This window comes from Bradyrhizobium sp. 40 (assembly GCF_023100925.1).
Taxonomy (GTDB): domain Bacteria; phylum Pseudomonadota; class Alphaproteobacteria; order Rhizobiales; family Xanthobacteraceae; genus Bradyrhizobium.
On the sequence record NZ_CP064688.1, the window covers coordinates 1425665 to 1444067 of the forward strand.

Genomic DNA, 18403 nt, shown 5'->3' on the forward strand with positions numbered 1-18403 from the left:
CAGCGGAGCCCTGAGATAGGAATGCCCTTGCGCGGCTGCAATTAGCCGGAGAAAAATGGCCTCGAAACAGGCCCTTCCGAGGCAGGTTTCAGGCAAGTGTTGCGCGATGGTCACGACTTGCTGCTAAGATCGTCGTTCACGCGGCTCTTTGTTGCGTCTGCGAGCAGGCCATGGCTACGATTCCGGCCGAAGCATATTCCCAAGGAAAAGATCGATGAGACCGAACGGCCGTCACACCGCTGGCGCCAGCCAGTTGTCCGCCCTCCGTGCCTGGGCGATGGGCCTGCTCCTGCTGTCAGCTGTTGCCATGAGCCCGACCACCGCCAAGGCGGCGCCGAGCCAGGCTGCGGTCGCGACCACGCATGTCTACCTGCTCCGCGGCGTGCTCAACATCTTCTCGCTCGGGCTCGACACCATCGGCGCCCGGCTCCAGGCGCAGGGCATCCCGGTGACCGTCTCGAATTTCGTGTCCTGGTCCTCGCTCGCCGATGAGGCCGCCACCGCCTACAAGGCCGGCCGGCTCAAGACCATCGTGCTGGTCGGGCATTCCTCCGGCGCGACGGCGCTGCCGGACATGATCGCCAAGCTCAACCGTCTCGGCGTGCCCGTGAAACTCGCGATCGGGCTCGACTCCGTGTTCAAGACCAAGCTGTCGACCGGCGCGGAGCGCTACATCAACATCTATATCGGTGACGGCCCCGGCGAGCCGGTGAAGCGCGCGGACGGTTTTCGCGGCAAGCTCGACAATGTCGACGTCCGCGGGTCCGGCGTCGGCCACATCTCGATCGACAAGAACGAGGCGATCCAGCGCCGCGTGATTGCCGAGATCGACGCTGCAATCATGCGCTCGCGCGCACCTGCTCCGGTTGCCGAACCCGGCACGCCCAGGCCGGCGCGGTCGGCGGCGGCAACGGCTCCCCGGAATTAAGCCTTTCGCCGCAAGCCGCTGAATTGACAATGCCGCCGTCATGCCGACGGCGGCATTGTCGTATCTGCACAAGCCAAGCTCGATCACCCGCCGGTCGAGTGAAGGGAACTCTGCACACGATCTGGTGTTGTCACACCATGACAAGGAAACGAAACGTCGGTCCCATGGCGGTTCAGCCCGAGCGGGCGTGGGCCGGTCGGCCTGTTTCCGAAAACGTCCTTGAGAAAAAGCCGCAGCCTCAATCGAGCCAGTTGAGCACAACGCGAGCCGGCCTGTTGAGGCAGCACGCGCTGCGAACGCAGCGGGCGTTGCTCGCCGGCAACCGCGACGGTCGCAAGAGTTAAGAGTTCCTCGAATTGACAGGCCGGCCTTCCGTGTGCCGTCTGTCTGGGGCCAGTACACGTGAAGATTTTTCAGTGCCCGTCATGCCGCCATCCTGTCTCGTTCGAGCACGTCGCGTGCGCGAATTGCAGCACCGAGCTGGCGTTCGATTCCTCGCGCATCGAGATGACGAAACTTGCATCCCATCAATCTTGCCGTAACCGGGAGATCATCGGTTGCAACTGGTGTGTCGAGGGCGCCGACTGGTATTGCGACTCGTGCCGCCTCACGCGCACGATTCCGAATCTCGGCAGCACCAGAAACATCATGCTCTGGCGCCGGATGGAGGAAGCCAAGCGCCGTCTTCTCTATGATCTCAGTCGCCTCAGGCTTCCGCTTGCATCGCGCACCGGCGCACCATTGGCGTTCGACATTCTCTCGGACGAGGTCAGTCCGATACTGACGGGGCATCTCTCGGGTCTGATCACGCTCAACCTTGCGGAGGCCGATGATGTCGAGCGAGAAGCTCGCCGCGTGGCGTTCCGGGAGCCGTATCGCACGCTGCTCGGGCATTTCCGGCACGAGATCGGTCACTTCTATTGGGACCTGCTCGTTGACGGCACGACATTCCAGGCCCCGTTCAAGCTGATCTTCGGTGACCAGGCGCAGGACTATCAGGCCGCGATCAACACCTATTACAGCCGCGCCGATCGTTCATACGACCGAAGCGGCTTCATCAGCGAGTACGCCACGTCCCACCCCTGGGAGGATTGGGCGGAAACGTTCGCGCATTTCCTGCATATCGTCTCGACGCTCGATTCGCTGGCAGGTTTGCCGTTGTCGCTGGACGAGCGCGCCCGCCAGACCCTGACGGATCCCTATCTCGAGAGCGACTTCGAGGCACTCCTGGCCCTGTGGATGCCGCTTGCCCGCAGCATCAACGAGCTCAACCGCTCGCTCGGGATGAGCGACGCATATCCGTTCGACATATCGCCGGCGGTCAAAGGCAAGCTGCATCTCGTCCACATGGCGATCAGCGCATTCCGCGATCAGCAGAGCCTGGCGGCGTAAATTTCGCGGGGGATAGCCCCGTTTGAAGCAAGAATCTAGGGCTTCGGTTCTGATTCGATCAGAACCAATCATGCTCTAGGCAGCCGTCACCCGCACGGGCATGCTCTTCAGCCCACGCAGGGAATTGTTGAGCCTGCGCCTCGGCTCTGCCGTGAGCTCGATGGTCTTCACTCGCCTTGCGAGCTCGCCGAAGATCAATTCGCCTTCCAGGCGTGCGATCATCTGGCCGACGCAGGCGTGGATGCCGGCGCCGAAACCGACATGCCCGGTCGCGAGCCGTTCGACGTCGAAACGGTCGGCTCGGTCCCAGCGCGCGGGATCGCGGTTGGCGGAGGCCATGAACAGCAGGACCTTGCGGTGTGCGGGGATCACGCCGCCGCCGATCTCGACATCGCGCGTGGTGGTGCGGAAGAACGTCTGTACCGGTGAATCATAACGCAGCCCTTCCTCGAAGGCATTGCGCGCCAGCTCCGGCTTGTGGTGCAGCTTGCGATATTCATCCGGGTGAGCGGCGAGCGCGAGCAGCGTATTGCCGATACCGTTGACGGTGGTGTCGATCCCGGCGGTGAGGAACGGTCGCACCAGATGGGTTGCTTCATGCTCGCTGATCTCGCCGTCGTCAGCCGCCTGGTAGATCATCATGCCGAGCCCGTCCGGTTGCAACGCATCTCGCGCACAGCATTCCATGATCCAGCTCTGCGCCGCGAGGCCGGCTTGTCGTGACGCCGCCAACGTTTCGTTCTCCGGGCCAAAGCTGTCGAACACGAACGTGCTCCAGGCCAGCAGCCTGTCGCGGCCGTCCGGCCGGATGCCAATCGCATCCGGAAACACCTTCATCGGGTAGGCCTCGGCGAGATCGGTGACGGCGTCGAACGTGCCCTTGTCGATCAGCTCCGAAACCTTCTTCTCCGCTTCCTTCTGAAACGTCTCGCGCAGTCGCCGCGCGACACCCGGGGACAGGGTGCGACCGAGCACGCGGCGGCCCTTGTCGTGGTCGGGAGGATCGATCTGGAGCGTCAGCGGCTTTGGCAGGGCCGGGTTCATCCCGTGCAGCCCGACACCCTCGCCGCTGATGAACGTCTTCCAGTCCTTCAGGGCCGGCTCGACTTCGGCATAGCCTGCCATGGCCCACACGCCGTAGCGCTCCAACGCGAACGCGGGACCGAGCGCGCGCAACGCCTCATAGGCGGGATAGGGGTCCATCAGGAAATCTGGCGCAAACGGGTCGGCCGGACTGGATGCAATGCCGTTCATGGTCAGCTCCCGTCCACTATTGCCTGGTTAGCGGACACTGGCCTTCGCTCTCGGGGCGGAACGCGTCCTCACCCTTGATCGTGGCGACCACCTTCAGCAGGTCCCAAGTCGATGTCGACTCTTCCGGCGCCTTGACCTGGAGCAGATAGAGCGGGTGGATCTTGCGGCCGTCCTTGCGGATGTAACCCTTGCCGAACAGCGGATCGTCGGTCGGCATCTCCTTCATCGCCGCCACCACCGCCTTGCCGTCCTTGGCACTGCCGACCTTGTCGACCGCTTTGAGGTAGTGAATCACCGAGGCGTAGACGCCGGCCTGCATGTCGTTCGGATAGGCTTTCGACGGAATGCGTTCGGCGAACCGCTTGGCGAAAGCCCGCGTGCCGTCGTTCAGATCCCAGTAGAACGGGTTCATGATCTGCGCGCCTTGCGCAAACTTCAACCCGAGCGCGGGGAGGCCGTTCATGCCCAGGATCAACCCGACCAGCTTATGGTCCTTGGTCAGACCGAACTCGGCGGCCTGCTTCATCGACGTGATGGTGTCGTCACCGGCATTGGCGAAGCCGACGACGTTCGCGCCCGACGCCTGGGCCTGGAGCAGGAAAGAGGCGTAGTCGGCCGTTCCCAACGGATGCCGGACGCTGCCGAGCACCTCGCCGCCGGACGCCTTGACGGCCTCCGCCGCCTGTTTTTCCAGATCGTGACCGAAGGCGTAGTCAGCGGTGATGAAGAACCATTTCTTGCCACCCTGCTGGACGATCGCCTTGCCGAGGCCGCGCCCGTAGGCATAGGTGTCGTAGGTCCAGTGCACGGTGTTCGGCGTGCATTTTTCGCCGGTCAGCAGCACCGTACCGGCGCCCGATCCGACGAAGACCTTGTTCTTCTCGGCGCTCATGCCGGCGACGGCGAGCGCGATCGACGAGTTCGGAATGTCGAAGATCGCGTCGACGCCGTCGTTCTCGTACCAGCGCCGCGCGATGCCGATCCCGATGTCCGTCTTGTTCTGGTGGTCCGCGGCGACGACCTCGACCGGCTTGCCGCCGGCCTTTCCGCCAAAATCCTCCACCGCCATCTTGGCGGCGACGACGGAGCCTATGCCTTGATAGCTCGCGAACGGCCCCGACTGGTCGTTCAGGATGCCGATCTTCACCACGTCCTGAGCGAGGGCCGGCCCCGCCGCAGCCAGCATCAAGGCCGAAATGCACAATTTATGCAGAAATTTGCTGTTCATTGTCTCCCTCCCGTGGGCGGTCTTGGTGCCGCTAAATAATAGTTATATTTTATATCTATTTCCGGGAGAGTCAATTCGGCGGATTCTTGGGCCGCCGCGGTTCGAGGATCATGAGTTCGTGAAACCCGCAGGGAAGTCCGGCCAGCAGCCGGAGAAATCGTTGGATTTGCAGGCGCTCCAGCGCACGCCGGGCTTCATGCTTCGGCTCGCACAGCTGAAATTCTTCGAGGGCTTCTACGAAGCGTTCGCCGCATTGGGCGTGACCCCCGCGACCTATGCGATCTTCGTCGTCATTCGCGACAATCCCGGCGTTCCGCCAAGCAGCCTCGCAAGCCTGCTGCGGCTGCGCCTGCCCAATCTGATCAAGATCCTGAATGAGCTGGAGTCGTCGGGCTTCATCAAGCGCAACCGCTCCAAGGCGGATCGCCGCGCCGTCGAGCTCGTGCTGACGCCAAAGGGCGCCAAGCTCATCCACGAGGCGACGAGCCTAACGGAGCCGTACAACAAGAAGATGCTCGTGCCGCTCAGCGAAGCCGAGCAGCGCACCCTGCTCGAACTATTAAATCGGATCCTGCCGCTCTAGGTGGCCCGCATCGGCGGGCGTGCCGCCCGACAAGGACCATGGCCGTTGCTCCTGCTAGGTCAAGAACGCGCGAATGCTGTCCGCGATCTCCTTCGCGTGCGTCTCCAGCGCGAAATGGCCGGTGTCAAAGAACTGCACCACGGCGTTCGGATTGTCGCGCTTGAATGCTTCGGCGCCGGGCGGAATGAAGAACGGATCGTTCTTGCCCCAGACCGCGAGGAACGGCGGCTGGTGCGTGCGGAAATACTCCTGGAAGACGGGATAAAGCGCGACGTTGCTCTTGTAGTCGCCGAACAGGTCGAGCTGCACGTCGTGCGAGCCCGGGCGCGCGAGGTAGAAATTGTCGAGGCTCTGGCCGTCCGGTGACACGGTCATCGGATCGGGGACACCATGCGTGTACTGCCAGCGCGTGGCTTCCGGCGTGAGGAGCGCGCGGAGCGCCTCGCGATTGGCCGGCGAGGGATCCTGCCAATAGGCCTTGAGCGGAGTCCAGTTGTCGCTAAGGCCATCCTCATAGGCGTTGCCGTTCTGCGAGATGATCGCCGTGATCCGCTCGGGGTGGCTGAGCGCAAGCCGGAAACCAGTCGGCGCGCCGTAGTCGAAGACGTAGGCCGCGAACCGGTCGAAACCGATCACTTCGGTGAAGCGTTCGATCACACGTGCGACGCTATCGAACGTGTAACGGAAGCTTTCGCGCGAAGGCATGTCGGATTGGCCGAAGCCGGGAAGGTCGGGCGCCACGATATGAAACCTGTCCGCAAGCAGCGGAATGAGGTCGCGAAACATGTGGCCTGCGCTGGGGAAGCCGTGAAGCAGCAGGAGTTTTGGCGCTCCGACGAGGCCCGTCTCGCGATAGGCCACCTTGAATCCGTCGACATCCGCGCTGCGGTAGGTGATTGAGGCCATGACATTCTCCATTGGAGGTAACCTTATAAAAGCTATTTAAGAGGTTACTGTCAGGCGCTGTAACTTGTCAATGACGTTTTAACTGGTTATCTATGTCCATGTTCTCCCGACCGTCCGAGGACCGCTCATGGACCGCCCGCCCGCCATGTTCATCGCCGACTCACTCGGCCTCGACTTCCTCAACTCGGTGGCGACGCCGGTCGATACGCCCGTGGACTGGATCGACGACGGCGATGGCCTGATCGACTGGCTGGCGCAAGCGAAGCTGGTGCCGGCGGATGATCTCCACGCGCTGACAGCACGTGCCACGCCGGACGAGCTGGACAAGGTCGCGGATCAGGCGCGCGCCTTGCGCGAATGGTTCAGGGGGTTCGTGCGCAAGCATGCGGGCCGGCCGCTCACGACAGATGCCTTGCGCGAGCTCGGTCCATTGAACAGCCTGCTGGAGCGCGACGAAGCCTTCAGCCGGATCGAGCCCGGGCCTCACGATGGCGGCGCTCTGGCATTGCGAATCAAGCGGCGCTGGCGATCGCCGGAAGCGCTATTGCTGCCGGTTGGCGAAGCCATGGCGAAGTTCGTCTGCGACGAGGACTTTTCGAACGTCAAGGCGTGCGAGGGGCATAACTGCACCATGCTGTTCGCCGACCACACGCGCCGGCGCGCGCGGCGATGGTGCATCATGGCGGTCTGCGGCAACCGCGCGAAACAGGCCGCCCACCGCAGCAGGCTCAAGAGCATGCAGTGATTGGGTGTCGAGATGCTGGAATGAGCGTGGCTCGAGCCCCGGTTCCGTGCCCCAAATTCCACCCAATCGACCGTCACTAAGCGCCTTTGGGGGAGGCTGCAGCCTCCCGGAGTGGGACTGCTGGACTGATGATCGATTTGAGGCGACTTCTCGCGCTGGCAGCCGTTGCGCTGCTCGCCTTCAGCACCGGGACGGCCGTTGCCTCACCTGCCAAGACGAAGCCTGCCGCGGCCGCACCCGCCGCGCCACCGCCCCCACCGTTCGAGCCGTTGCCGCCGCCGAAAATCTACCTGTTCCGTGGCGCCATGGGGCCGTTCTTCTCCACCGGCATGGACCGGCTCGAAGAGAAGCTGACGCAAGCCGGCTTTTCCGCCAACGTCTATGAATTCACCATCTGCCGATGGATCGGCGATCGTGCCATCTCGAGCTACAAGGAAACGCCGGCGCCGATCGTGCTGATCGGGCATTCGATGGGCGGGCTTTGCTCGATCGTCATCTCAGAGATGGCGGCCAAGGAGAACGTCCCGATCAGCCTCGTCATCACCATCGATCCCGCGCATGCGACCGGCGACGTGCCGCTCAATGTCGAGCGCTTCATCAACATCTACCTCTCCGACAGCGTGCTTGGCGGCGGCAACGTGGTCGCGGTGCCGGGTTATCGCGGTCACTATGCGAGCTATGACCTGAAGGAGAACGCGCGGGTCAGCCACATCAACATCGAGAAGTCCGACGACATCCACCGTCAGATCGTCGACATGGTCACGCAGTTGCCGCGCATCCCGCCCCAGACGCAGGTCGATGCCGTGCCGCTGCGCTATCTCGTGCCGGCGAATACGCTGGTCGAATTGTGGGACAGTGGCGTACGGCTACCGGTACGCCGCGGCGACACCATGGAGAGCATCGCGGCAGCCAATCGCGTGCCGCTGTGGTCGCTGGCGCAGAGCAATTCGCTGCCGGAGAACGCAACCCTCACCCCCGGTCAGTCCATCATCGTTCCGCGCCACCTGACGCCGCCGGAGCCGACAGCCGCCATGGCGACCCCGCCGCCCGCACGGCGGTAAGCGGTCAGCAGCGGAGATGGCGGAGATGGGGCTTGGCTGATGCCAGGCACCATCCCCGCGGCACCTGTCATTCACGCATCTTGTGCCGCGGCAGCCATCTTGAGGCGGGTGTCGCCAAGGAGGAGCGAGCCGTGGCGGAAGCCCGGCCCGCCGGGCGATAGGGCGCGGTGAGAAGCATCAGAAACAACGCCCGCTCGGCCGTGTATTTGGCGGCGGGTCGGCCGTTTTCGCAGCCGTGCATGACCAGGCGTCCTTCCGTCGTGCAGACACGCCACCGCCATGTCCTTCGACCGCATTTCTTCAGGAACACTTCGAAGGTCGGGAGGTGATCGGGCATGTCGATTACCCGTGGCTGCTCGCCGTCAGGCGCGTGGCTGCGTTCCCCATCGCGCGGTTCGGAGCCTGAAAGGTGAGCGGAAAGGCGGAGACGGCGAGCTTCTCGATCGCCGAGCGCTCCTCGGACACGCGTCGCTCGATGAACCGCCGTTCGAACTCGGTCAGCTCGGTCTTGAGCAACCGCTGATAGCGGCTGATGTTGCTGCGGTGGCCGCGCAATAGGGCTAGCTCTTCATCGACCATCATCGCAATCCCCGTTGAGCTGTCGTTGCCTAGGCTGCGAGGCCGGTTCGCTCGACGGATCGCGTGCGGACCGGCTTGCCGCCCGGAGGTCCCTTCGGATGGTGGTCGAGGCTCGCGAGCGCTTCCAGGATTTCGTCGATGGTGACGGCTTTGCCCGAGCCGGGCAGCTCCCGCAATGTCGGACTCGAGGCGACACTGGCTGCGTCCGAAGCCCAGGACGCAAGGATCGCGCGCTTCTCGCCGATCGACAGCGTTGGGTCGGCTATGACGTCGCGGGGATGATCATAGACAGAGCCAGGGTGCAATATCGCGTTCAGATCGATGATGTTGTCGACATGATCGAGCATGAGAGGTCCTCCTCCTTTCTCTAAACCTCTGACTTGCATCCGGTACGCGGTCGAAGGCCATGGCCGATCCCGCCCGACCATCGGGCGGGATCACCGTCTCCGACAGACCGAATTCAGGCGGCTTTGCCTTCGAGTTGATGCACGTTGCCGGACGGCGCGGCATTGATGGCAATTCGCCGCGGCTTCATGGCTTCAGGGATTTCCCGGACCAGTTCGATCTTGAGCAGGCCGTTCTCGAACGAGGCGCTGTGCACCTGAACATAATCGGCCAGGTTAAACTGCCGCTTGAACGGCCGCGCGGAAATGCCCCGGTAGAGATATTCGCGTTCGGTTCTGTCCGGCTTGTTTCCCTCGACGGTCACCGCGTTCTGCTCGGCCGTCACCGTGACTTCGTTGGGTGAGAATCCCGCAATCGCAAGCGAAATCTGGTAGCGATCCTCGCTGAGGCGTTCAATGTTGTAGGGGGGATAGTTGTCCTCGCCGGCACGCTGTGCCGTTTCAACGAGGTCGAAAAGGCGGTCGAAGCCAACCGTCGAACGCCACAAGGGAGAAAAGTCGCAAGTGCGCATAGCCAGATCCTCCAAGGAGCAAAATGGATACGAACGACACCGGAGACGACCGGTGCCCGTCTCAATTTCCCGACCCACCAGGCGTCGGGAACGCCACCTCTCGGCGGCAGCGGAAAAATAAAAAAAGCCCGTTTTGGTTTCAAGAGGGGGTCCAAAATTTTTTGGAATCCCTGGCGGCTCCCGCTCCTACACTCTCTCCGTAAGAACGGGGAGGGCGAGACGTAGTTCGGACTACACGTTCGATCCCTGGATCGCCTCGATCACGGCATCAGTCACGTCCTTCGTCGTCGCCGTGCCACCGACATCCGGTGTCAGCACGCCGGCTGCGCATACTTTCTCCACCGCCGCCATCAACCGCACCGCCGCGTCTTTTTCGCCGAGATGCTCCAGCATCTGCGCGCCGGTCCAGAATGTCGCAACCGGGTTGGCGATGCCCTTGCCGGTGATGTCGAAGGCCGAGCCGTGGATCGGCTCGAACATCGAGGGGAAGCGGCGCTGCGGATCGATATTGCCGGTCGGCGCGACGCCGAGGCTTCCTGCCAGCGCGCCGGCGAGGTCGGAGAGGATGTCGGCGTGCAAATTGGTCGCGACGATGGTGTCGAGGCTCTTCGGATGCAGCGTCATGCGCACCGTCATGGCGTCGACCAGCATCTTGTCCCAGGTCACATCAGGGAATTCGGCCGCGACCTCGGCCGCGATCTCGTCCCACATCACCATGCCATGGCGCTGCGCGTTCGACTTGGTCACAACGGTCAGGAACTTGCGTGGGCGCGACCGCGCGAGTTCGAACGCATAGCGCATGATCCGCGTGACGCCGACGCGGGTGAACACCGCGACCTCGGTGCCGACCTCTTCCGGGAGACCCCGGTGGGCGCGGCCGCCCATGCCGGCATACTCGCCCTCCGAATTCTCGCGCACGATCACCCAGTCGAGGTCGCCGACGCCGACATTGCGCAGCGGCGAGGCGACGCCCGGCAAGATCTTGGTCGGCCGCACATTGGCGTATTGGTCAAAGCCCTGGCAGATCGGCAGCCGCAGCCCCCACAGCGTGATGTGATCGGGCACGTCGGGCGCACCGACCGCGCCGAAATAGATCGCGTCGAACTTCTTCAACTCGTCGAGGCCGTCGGCCGGCATCATGACGCCGTGCTTCTTGTAATAGTCCGAGCCCCAGTCGAACGTCTTGATGTTGAAGGCGAGGTCGCCGCTGCGTTTGGCCAGCGCCTCCAGCACGCGAACGCCGGCGGAGATGACCTCGGGGCCGATGCCGTCGGCGGGGATCGCTGCAATCGAATGGGTACGCATGAGGATGCTCCGTTGGGTGTCAGTGGGATTGCGTGACGGGTTCGACGCGGGCGGTCTGCGCCCGCGACAATAGCAGGGTCAGGACCGCGGAGAGAACCAGCAGGCCTGCAACGCAGTAGAGCCCGCCGACAAAGCTGCCGGTCTGGTCCTTGATCCAGCCGATCATGGCGGGCCCCACGAAGCCGCCGAGGTTGCCGATCGAGTTGATGGTGGCGATGCCCGCCGCGGCCGCGGGGCCGGAGAGGAATAACGTCGGCATGCTCCACAGCGGTGGCTTCGCCGAGGAGATGCCGATGTTGACGAGCGCCAGCGCGATCAGCACGGTCACGACGCCGCTCGCAAGTCCGGCAAAGGCGAGCCCCGCCGCCGCGAGCAGGCAGGCCAGAACGACGTGCCAGGTGCGCTCGCCGGTGCGATCCGAATGGCGCGCCCACAGCACCATGGCGACGACGGCGGCGCTCGCCGGCAGCGCGTTGAGGAATCCGACCTGGAGCGAGGACAAGCCGAACTGCTTGATGATCTGCGGCGCCCAGACGCCGAGCGTGTAGAGGCCGGCCGAGGTGCCGAAATAGATCAGTGCCAGCGCCAGCACCCGCGGATCGGCGAGCCCTCGCCAGATGCTATGCTTCGCGGTCGCAGCTTTGCTGGTGGTCTCTACGTTCATGGTCTCGACCAGCCAGCGCCGCTCGTCATCCGCGAGCCATTTTGCTTTCTCCGGGCGGTCTGTGAGGAATGCCAGCACCACGAACCCCAGCAGCACCGCCGGCAGCGCCTCCAGCACGAACAGCCATTGCCAGCCCTTGAAGCCGAGCATTCCATCCATCTCCAGCAGCGCGCCCGAAACGGGCGATCCCAGCACGGTCGAGAGCGGCGCCGCCGCCATGAACAGCGCAGTCACGGCCGCACGCTGGCGTGCCGGGAACCAGTAGGAGAGGTAGAGAATGATACCGGGAAAGAACCCGGCCTCGGCGACGCCGAGCAGGAAGCGCAGCGCGTAGAAGCTGGTCGGGCCCTGCACGAAGGCCATCGCGGCCGACACAATGCCCCAGGTGATCATCACCCGCGCGATCCAGATCCGTGCGCCGACCTTGTGCAGGATGATGTTGGAGGGTACCTCGAACAGGAAGTAGCCCCAGAAGAAGATGCCGGCGCCGAAGCCGTAGACGGTCGGCGACAGGCCGATGTCCTTGTTCATCGTCAGCGAGGCGAAGCCGATATTGACGCGGTCGATGAAGGCCACGAAGTAGAGCAGCATGATGAAGGGAACGATGCGCCATGTGATCTTGCGCAGCACGCGCGTCTGAATCTCGGTCGCCATCTCAGCCTCCCTGATTCCGTTGTGACGGCGGACCCTGAAGGTCCACTTCGGAGCCAAGCTAGGCGGGAGTGGCTGGGGGACTCAATTGGCGCTGGTTTATACAAAAAAATGATATAATCCTCGCCGGGAAGGCCAAGAGGACTGCGAATGGAATTGCATCAGTTGCGATGCTTCGTGGCCGCGGCCGAGCAGCTGCATTTCGGCCGCGCGGCACAGCATCTCCAGATGCTGCCCTCCGCGCTGGGCCGCCAGATCAAGCTGCTGGAGCATGATCTGGATACGCGGCTGTTCGCGCGGACGACGCGGGCGGTGTCGCTGACGGAAGATGGCGCGACGCTGCTGCGCGATGCCCGTGCCATCCTTGCCCGCGTCGAGGCGGTCGAGAGCAATCTGCGCAATCGCTCGCGCGCGGGGGCTGCTCGAAAACTCCGGGTCGGCGCGATCGACAGTGCCGCGGCGGGGCTGTTACCGGCATTGCTCCGCGACTTCCGCGCAAAGCACCCGGAGGTCGGGGTGCAGCTTCTGGAGGAGAAGACCGTCCGGCTGCTGCCGAAGATCCTGACCGGCGCGCTCGATCTCGCCTTCGTGCGTCCGCCGGCTCAGCGGGACAAGCGGCTCGAATTCCGCGATCTGCTGCAGGAGACAGCCATCGTGGCCTTCCCGCAGCGCCACGCGTTGGCCAAACGCAAGTCGATCACGCTGGTGGAGATCGCCGACGAAGCGATGCTGGTGCCGGACCGCCGCTCGCGGCCGCACAGCCACGACCTCACGATAAGACTGTTCGAGCAGGCAGGCCTCACGCCACGCATCGTGCAGGTCGCCGACGAGAAGCAGACCATCATCAATCTCGTCGCAACCCGGCTCGGGGTCGCGATCGTGCCACGCTGGAGCACGCGGATGGCGGTGTCAGGCGTGCGCTTCGTGCCGCTGCGGCCAAAGCAGATCGGACCCGTCGGCCGGCTGCCGCTCGCTGCCGCATGGCTGCGCGGCTCGCGTGACCCGACCCGCGACGCGATGCTGTCCGTGCTCGAGACGCGTCTGCGCAGCTATGCGCGCGACGCCTGAGGCGCTATGACATCGGCTGTGCGAGAGGGGTAATGCGATGACTGAACGGCAAGCTTCGAACGAATTGCGGGTTGCCATTGCAGGGCTCGGCTCGATCGGCACCAGGATCGCGACCGCGCTCGATCAGGGCATCGAGGGATTGACGCTCTCCGCCGTGGCGGTGCGCGAGCCCACAAAGCATCAGAAATTGCTCGGCGGCCTGCGCCGTCCGCCATCCGTATTGCCGCTCGACCAGCTCGGCGACGCCGCCGACATCGTGGTCGAATGCGCGCCGAGCAGCCAACTGCGTGCGATCGTCCAGCCCGCAGTGAAACGCGGCAGGGCCGCGGTCGTGGTCAGCGTCGGCGGGCTGCTCGACAATTTCGATCTTGTCGATCTCGCCCGCGCCAATGGCGGCCGCATCCTGGTGCCGACCGGCGCACTGATCGGGCTCGACGCCGTCAACGCGGCTGCGATCGGCACCATTCATTCGGTGAAGATGGTCACGCGCAAGCCGATCGACGGCTTGAAGGGCGCGCCGTTCATCGTCCAGAACAATATCGATATCGATAATCTGCGCGAGCCGTCGAAGCTGTTCGAGGGCACGGCGCGCGAGGCCGCGAAAGGCTTTCCGGCCAATCTCAACGTCGCGGTCGCGCTGTCGCTCGCGGGGGTTGGGCCGGATCGCACCCAGGTGCAGATCTGGGCGGACCCGACCGTGACCCGCAACGTTCACCGCATCGAGGTCGAGGCGGATTCCGCGCGCTTCTCGATGTCTATCGAGAACATCCCGTCCGAGAATCCCAAGACCGGGTTGATCACGGCGCTGTCCGTGATCGCGCTGCTCCGCAAGCAGCGCGCCACGCTCAGTGTTGGAACATAAACCTTCAAGCGCCGGTGACACGCCAGATCACGTTGCCGACGTCGTCGGCCATCAGCAGCGACTTCTTGTCGGGACCGATCACGACGCCGACCGGGCGGCCGTAGGATTCTTTCTCGTCGGGCGCGAGGAAGCCGGACAGGATGTCGCGTGCGGGACCCGAAGGCTTGCCGTTCTCGAACGGGATGAAGACCAGCTTGTAGCCTGACAGCTTGCTGCGATTCCACGAACCGTGCTGGCCGATCGCCATGCCGTTCGGGAAGCCGGGCAGCGTGCCCGCCGGCATCCAGCACAGGCCGAGCGAAGCGGTATGGCCGCCGAGCGCGTAGTCCGGCGTGAGCGCCTTGGCGATCATCGCCGGATCCTGCGGCACGCGATCGTCCACCGTCTTGCCCCAGTAGCAATAAGGCCAGCCGTAAAAGCCGCCATCGTGCACCGAGGTCAGATAGTCCGGCGGCGTTTCGTCGCCGAGGCCGTCGCGCTCGTTGACGACGGTCCAGAGCACACCGGTCGTTGGCTCCCAGGCGAGACCAACCGGGTTGCGCAGGCCGGCGCCGAAGATGCGGTGCGTGCCGGCGACGAGGTCGAGCTCGTAGACCGCGGCGCGGCCTTCCTCGACCTCCATGCCCATCTCGGCGATGTTGCTGAGCGAGCCGACGCCGGCATAGAGTTTTTTGCCGTCGGGGCTCGCGAGCAGGCTGCGGGTCCAGTGGCCGCTAGGCTTGAAAGTGGTGAGGCGCTTGCCCGGCGCGGTGATGCGATCGGCATTCGCCACGTAGGGGAAGGCCATCACGCCGTCGGTATTGCCGACATAGAAGGTGTCGCCGACCAGCGCCATGCCGAACGGCTGGCTGAGATTTTCCATGAACGCGCCGCGATACTCCGCGACGCCGTCGCCGTCCTTGTCGCGCAGCAGCGTTATGCGGTTGGCGCTGACGCCGAGCGCGGCGGCGCGTCGCATCGTGGCCTGCATTGCGTAGTGAAACACGGACCGCGGCGCCCCGGCGATCTGCGTCGCCTCCGCGATCAGCACGTCGCCATTGGGCAGCACCTCGATCCAGCGCGGATGGTCGAGACCGGTCGCGAACGCATTGACCTTGAGCCCGGGTGCGACCGTCGGCTTCTGTCCCTCGCCCCAGCCCCGCGCCGTCGGCATCTTCAGTGTCGGGATGGCGCCTTGCGGCTTTGCTTCGGGAATGGCGGGCGACTGGCCCCAGGCCGGCGCAGGCACGGTGCCCGACAGCTTTCGCCATTGCAGCGCGATGCCGCCGAGAAGCGCAACGAACTGCGCAAAGATGCTGGAAAAAGTCATGAGAGGCCCCTGTTTGCGCGCGCATCCAACGGGCTGACGGGGCAGACGTCAACCTGTGTGGAGCGCCGCGGGGCTCTATTCCCGTGGAATGGCAGCCGCTCGAATTTGCATGGGACGAATGCCGACAGGATGGGCCCGGAGATCAGCGGCCGATCTGCCGCTCTGCCCGGCGCGCCGCGCGAAAATCATCCAGATGATGGATGTTCGGCGCGAGCGCCGCCTCCCTGGAGAGGAGATGATAAACGCGCGCCACCGTGCGCTGCTTCTGCTTCGGCCGCCCGGGCGGCAGCGCCCGCGCCTTGCGGACGGCGGCGATCGCGTGCTCGCGAAAATAATCGTAGGCGTCGGACATGGCTCGATGCTCTGCGGTCATTGCAGGTGTCGAGGGGCTAACGGCCGCAGGCAGCAGGGGTTCCTGACAGCAGGTGTGTTGCGCACACAGCTTCCTCGGCGTCGTCCTGGCGAAAGCCAGGACCCATACCGCGGAATCCATCGACTGTATGCGGCCTCAGTTCCGGCAATCCCCGCCAAACCGCTCCCTGGGGTAATGGGTCCTGGCTTTCGCCAGGACGACTCAGGAGGTGCAGCCGCGCTACGCTTGTGATGACAGCGTTGAAGCGATACTCGCCTCAGCGCGGCGACAGGAACGGGATGATCATCGGGACGCGGCGGCAATAGGCGCCGTAGGCGTCTTCGCCGAGCTCCTTGGACAGGAACACCTCTTCCATCCGGCCCTTCTGCCACATGCCGAGCGAGATCAGGATGGCGCCGAGCATCGCGGTCACCGTGCCGACCGCGATGCCGGTCACCAGCATGCCGAGGATCAGCCCGGTGTAGATCGGATGGCGCACGATGCCGTACGGACCCGTGTCGATGACGCGGTGGTCTTGCTTGTGAGTGATGGTGTTGGACCAGAACTGTCCAAGATGCAGCCGTCCCCACCAGGTGAAGGAGATGCCGGCCAGCACGATCAGCGCCACGACGTAGACAGCATTATTGCTGAAGACCCAAAGCGGCTTCTCACCGAGCACCTCGGCGGTCCAGGGCGTAAACAGGATGCCGCCGACCAGGATCGGAATGCGATAGCGGCCGGACTCCAGCGTCATCACCTGCTTCTGGGTACGGCCTTGCCAGAACGAGGCGCCGACCCAGCTTGCGAGCCAGGCGAGCCAAATCAGGGCGAGCAGTTGCGTCGGCCAGGTCGTGGTCCAACCACCCCAGGCGACAGAGAGAAGCTTGCTGAAATCGAAGGACATGCGGAAAGGTTCTTTGGGTTGGGCGGCAGCTCAGCTGGCGCGCGAGGAGAGCGCGTGATGCTCGATGGCGCCGGAGGCAAGCGCGCCGCCGCGGGCGAGAAGATGGGTGATGGTTTCGCGCAGGACCGGCTCGATCGGGCGCGGCGCGTAGCCGAGTTCGGTGCGCGCCTTGCCGATCGAGAGGTCGCTCGCGGCGAGCGCGATGCGCACGCCCTCGGCGGTGCCGTTGGGCGGCCGGCGCGTGATACGATCGGAGAGATATTCGAGCATGATGCCCGACAGCTCGGCCACCTTGCCGGGAACGACGACCGGGAATTGCCGGCGGCCGCTCATCGCAGACATCATCCGCAGAATCTGGCCGAGCCTGACGCAGTCGCCGCCGAGGATGTAGCGCTGGCCGTGACGCCCGCGTTCCATGGTCAGCACGAGGCCCATGGCAACGTCGCGGACGTCGACGAGATTGACCGGGAAGTCGAGATGCGGCTGCACTTTCTTCTGCAGGAAGTACCACAGCATCGCGGTTGGCGGCGTCAGATTATGGTCGGCGGCACCGATCGGCATGGTCGGGGTGCCGATCACCAGCGGAAAACCTTCAGCTGCGGCCTTCGCGGCGCAATGCTCGGCCAGCGATTTCGACCGCGTGTAGGCGCCCGGCATCGCATCGGCCGGCTGCAGCGCCTCTTCGGCGGGAACACCGTTGAGGTCGGAATAGGGGAACAGGATCGATTCCGTCGAGCAGTGCAGGAAGCGCGAGACGCCGCGCTTCATCGCGGCCGCGAGCACGATCTCGGTGCCGCGACAATTGACGTCGTGAAAGGCCTGCTTGTCGGCGACCCACATGCCGGGCAGGCCGGCGAGGTGATAGACCTGATCGACACCCGCAATTGCGGCATCGACCGCGGCGCCGTCCAGCACCGAGCCACGGGCATATTCGACGTCGGCATACGGCGTGGCCGGCGCACGAACATCGAGGACACGCACCCGCTGCCCACGGGCGCGGAGCGCTTCTACGAGATGATGTCCGATGAAGCCGCTGCCACCGGTAACCAGTACGAGAGCCATGCAGAAGGTTTGCTGTTTCGCGTCTAGAACTATCGGGTTGAAAGGGAATTGGTCGGAACAGGCGCCACAATCGCGGCAAGGTCGCGACGGAAGCCCAATGCGATGAATAATTTTGCCATGACAAACATCGGTCCAAGCAGAAAATGCGTGGGGTGGTCGACCATCGACGGCTGCCGCTCCTCGAAAACCTTGTGCCCGACGATTTGCGACGCGACGCCGAGCCCGATCAGCACCGCAAAAATCGACCACATCATGACGATCGAGACCTGATTGCCGATCACGGTTGCGACCGAAAGCAGCACGATCATCGCGGCGAGGATGCCGAGCCCGATCCCGGCGTCCAGCATCAGCCAGTAGACCAGCACCGGCAGGGCCAGAATCACGGCCAGACTGACCTCGATCCCGAACACCGGGAAATGCACCAGCGTCAGCGGCAGCACGGCGCCGGTGAAGAGCAGGAGGATGCCGACCACGTGCATCGCGCAGTTCCAGGGATCGCGATGATATTCGACGTAGTCGGCCAGCTGGTGTCGAAAAGAACTGGCCATCTCGGTCTCGTGCAGCATGGGGTCGGGAAGGACGAAAAAAGCCTATAGCACCTGATAGGGCGGTGCACAAACCGGCGCTATTGTCG

At 64.2% G+C, this 18403-nt stretch carries 21 protein-coding genes; 7 read left to right on the forward strand and 14 right to left on the reverse strand.

What is annotated here, in order from left to right; genetic code table 11:
- The first annotated feature begins 214 nt into the window (after nucleotides 1-214).
- Together IVB40_RS06690 and IVB40_RS06695 are read left to right on the forward strand one after the other, a co-directional pair.
- Entirely contained in the window at nucleotides 215-928 is a 714-nt protein-coding gene (locus tag IVB40_RS06690) for a hypothetical protein (RefSeq protein ID WP_247818421.1), read from the forward strand.
- Nucleotides 929-1330: 402 nt separating this feature from the next.
- Nucleotides 1331-2320, forward strand: coding sequence for a putative zinc-binding metallopeptidase (locus tag IVB40_RS06695; protein WP_247818422.1), 990 nt, complete (start codon nucleotides 1331-1333; stop codon nucleotides 2318-2320).
- A gap of 75 nt (nucleotides 2321-2395) precedes the next feature.
- On the opposite strand, the gene IVB40_RS06700 is transcribed toward IVB40_RS06695, so the two are convergent.
- Together IVB40_RS06700 and IVB40_RS06705 are read right to left on the reverse strand one after the other, a co-directional pair.
- A complete protein-coding gene (locus tag IVB40_RS06700) occupies nucleotides 2396-3574 on the reverse strand; it encodes a cytochrome P450 (protein ID WP_247288026.1) in 1179 nt (392 codons plus the stop codon).
- Between the two features lie 16 nt (nucleotides 3575-3590).
- Nucleotides 3591-4802 (reverse strand): ABC transporter substrate-binding protein, encoded by a 1212-nt coding sequence (locus tag IVB40_RS06705; protein ID WP_027570732.1) that lies wholly within the window; start codon nucleotides 4800-4802, stop codon nucleotides 3591-3593.
- On the opposite strand from IVB40_RS06705, the gene IVB40_RS06710 reads away from it, so the two are divergent.
- A complete protein-coding gene (locus tag IVB40_RS06710; RefSeq protein WP_247818423.1) occupies nucleotides 4792-5385 on the forward strand; it encodes a MarR family winged helix-turn-helix transcriptional regulator in 594 nt (197 codons plus the stop codon). The genes IVB40_RS06705 and IVB40_RS06710 overlap by 11 nt on opposite strands.
- A 54-nt stretch (nucleotides 5386-5439) precedes the next feature.
- Here IVB40_RS06710 and IVB40_RS06715 read toward each other — a convergent pair whose 3' ends face one another.
- On the reverse strand, nucleotides 5440-6291 hold the full coding sequence (locus tag IVB40_RS06715) for an alpha/beta hydrolase (protein WP_247818424.1): 852 nt from the start codon (nucleotides 6289-6291) through the stop codon (nucleotides 5440-5442).
- 127 nt (nucleotides 6292-6418) lie between these two features.
- Here IVB40_RS06715 and IVB40_RS06720 point away from each other — a divergent pair, with 127 nt between their 5' ends.
- Together IVB40_RS06720 and IVB40_RS06725 are read left to right on the forward strand one after the other, a co-directional pair.
- The gene (locus tag IVB40_RS06720; protein WP_247288028.1) at nucleotides 6419-7036 is read left to right on the forward strand and encodes an ABATE domain-containing protein; all 618 of its coding nucleotides are present in this window, start codon (nucleotides 6419-6421) and stop codon (nucleotides 7034-7036) included.
- Nucleotides 7037-7164: 128 nt separating this feature from the next.
- A complete protein-coding gene (locus tag IVB40_RS06725) occupies nucleotides 7165-8097 on the forward strand; it encodes a LysM peptidoglycan-binding domain-containing protein (protein ID WP_247358722.1) in 933 nt (310 codons plus the stop codon).
- A gap of 67 nt (nucleotides 8098-8164) precedes the next feature.
- Here the strand turns inward: IVB40_RS06725 and IVB40_RS06730 are convergent, their stop codons facing one another.
- From IVB40_RS06730 to IVB40_RS06755, 6 genes are all read right to left on the reverse strand, one after another.
- Nucleotides 8165-8434, reverse strand: a complete 270-nt coding sequence (locus tag IVB40_RS06730; protein WP_247818425.1) for a hypothetical protein — start codon at nucleotides 8432-8434, stop codon at nucleotides 8165-8167.
- 5 nt (nucleotides 8435-8439) lie between these two features.
- A complete protein-coding gene (locus tag IVB40_RS06735; protein ID WP_247818426.1) occupies nucleotides 8440-8679 on the reverse strand; it encodes a hypothetical protein in 240 nt (79 codons plus the stop codon).
- Nucleotides 8680-8705: 26 nt separating this feature from the next.
- A complete protein-coding gene (locus IVB40_RS06740) occupies nucleotides 8706-9023 on the reverse strand; it encodes a hypothetical protein (RefSeq protein WP_027570738.1) in 318 nt (105 codons plus the stop codon).
- A gap of 113 nt (nucleotides 9024-9136) precedes the next feature.
- Entirely contained in the window at nucleotides 9137-9592 is a 456-nt protein-coding gene (locus IVB40_RS06745) for an Hsp20 family protein (protein WP_027570739.1), read from the reverse strand.
- A gap of 231 nt (nucleotides 9593-9823) precedes the next feature.
- Nucleotides 9824-10897, reverse strand: a complete 1074-nt coding sequence (locus IVB40_RS06750; protein ID WP_027570740.1) for a tartrate dehydrogenase — start codon at nucleotides 10895-10897, stop codon at nucleotides 9824-9826.
- A 19-nt stretch (nucleotides 10898-10916) separates the two neighbouring features.
- Nucleotides 10917-12215 (reverse strand): MFS transporter, encoded by a 1299-nt coding sequence (locus IVB40_RS06755; RefSeq protein WP_247818427.1) that lies wholly within the window; start codon nucleotides 12213-12215, stop codon nucleotides 10917-10919.
- Nucleotides 12216-12362: 147 nt separating this feature from the next.
- Between IVB40_RS06755 and IVB40_RS06760 the strand changes: the two genes are divergently transcribed.
- The gene (locus IVB40_RS06760; RefSeq protein ID WP_027570742.1) at nucleotides 12363-13280 is read left to right on the forward strand and encodes a LysR substrate-binding domain-containing protein; all 918 of its coding nucleotides are present in this window, start codon (nucleotides 12363-12365) and stop codon (nucleotides 13278-13280) included.
- 37 nt (nucleotides 13281-13317) lie between these two features.
- Nucleotides 13318-14142 carry an aspartate dehydrogenase gene (locus tag IVB40_RS06765; RefSeq protein WP_247818428.1) on the forward strand — a complete coding sequence of 275 codons (825 nt, stop codon included), beginning with the start codon at nucleotides 13318-13320 and terminating at the stop codon, nucleotides 14140-14142.
- 4 nt (nucleotides 14143-14146) lie between these two features.
- On the opposite strand, the gene IVB40_RS06770 is transcribed toward IVB40_RS06765, so the two are convergent.
- From IVB40_RS06770 to IVB40_RS06790, 5 genes are all read right to left on the reverse strand, one after another.
- Complete coding sequence (locus IVB40_RS06770) at nucleotides 14147-15451, reverse strand: sorbosone dehydrogenase family protein (protein WP_247818429.1); 1305 nt, start codon at nucleotides 15449-15451, stop codon at nucleotides 14147-14149.
- A gap of 142 nt (nucleotides 15452-15593) precedes the next feature.
- A complete protein-coding gene (locus IVB40_RS06775) occupies nucleotides 15594-15803 on the reverse strand; it encodes a hypothetical protein (protein WP_007613466.1) in 210 nt (69 codons plus the stop codon).
- A 277-nt stretch (nucleotides 15804-16080) separates the two neighbouring features.
- Nucleotides 16081-16707: an isoprenylcysteine carboxylmethyltransferase family protein gene (locus tag IVB40_RS06780; RefSeq protein ID WP_027570745.1), complete on the reverse strand. Its 627-nt coding sequence runs from the start codon at nucleotides 16705-16707 to the stop codon at nucleotides 16081-16083.
- A gap of 30 nt (nucleotides 16708-16737) precedes the next feature.
- A complete protein-coding gene (locus IVB40_RS06785; RefSeq protein WP_247818430.1) occupies nucleotides 16738-17769 on the reverse strand; it encodes an NAD-dependent epimerase/dehydratase family protein in 1032 nt (343 codons plus the stop codon).
- A 29-nt stretch (nucleotides 17770-17798) separates the two neighbouring features.
- Nucleotides 17799-18335, reverse strand: a complete 537-nt coding sequence (locus IVB40_RS06790) for an Mpo1-like protein (protein ID WP_346283279.1) — start codon at nucleotides 18333-18335, stop codon at nucleotides 17799-17801.
- Nucleotides 18336-18403 lie beyond the last annotated feature (68 nt).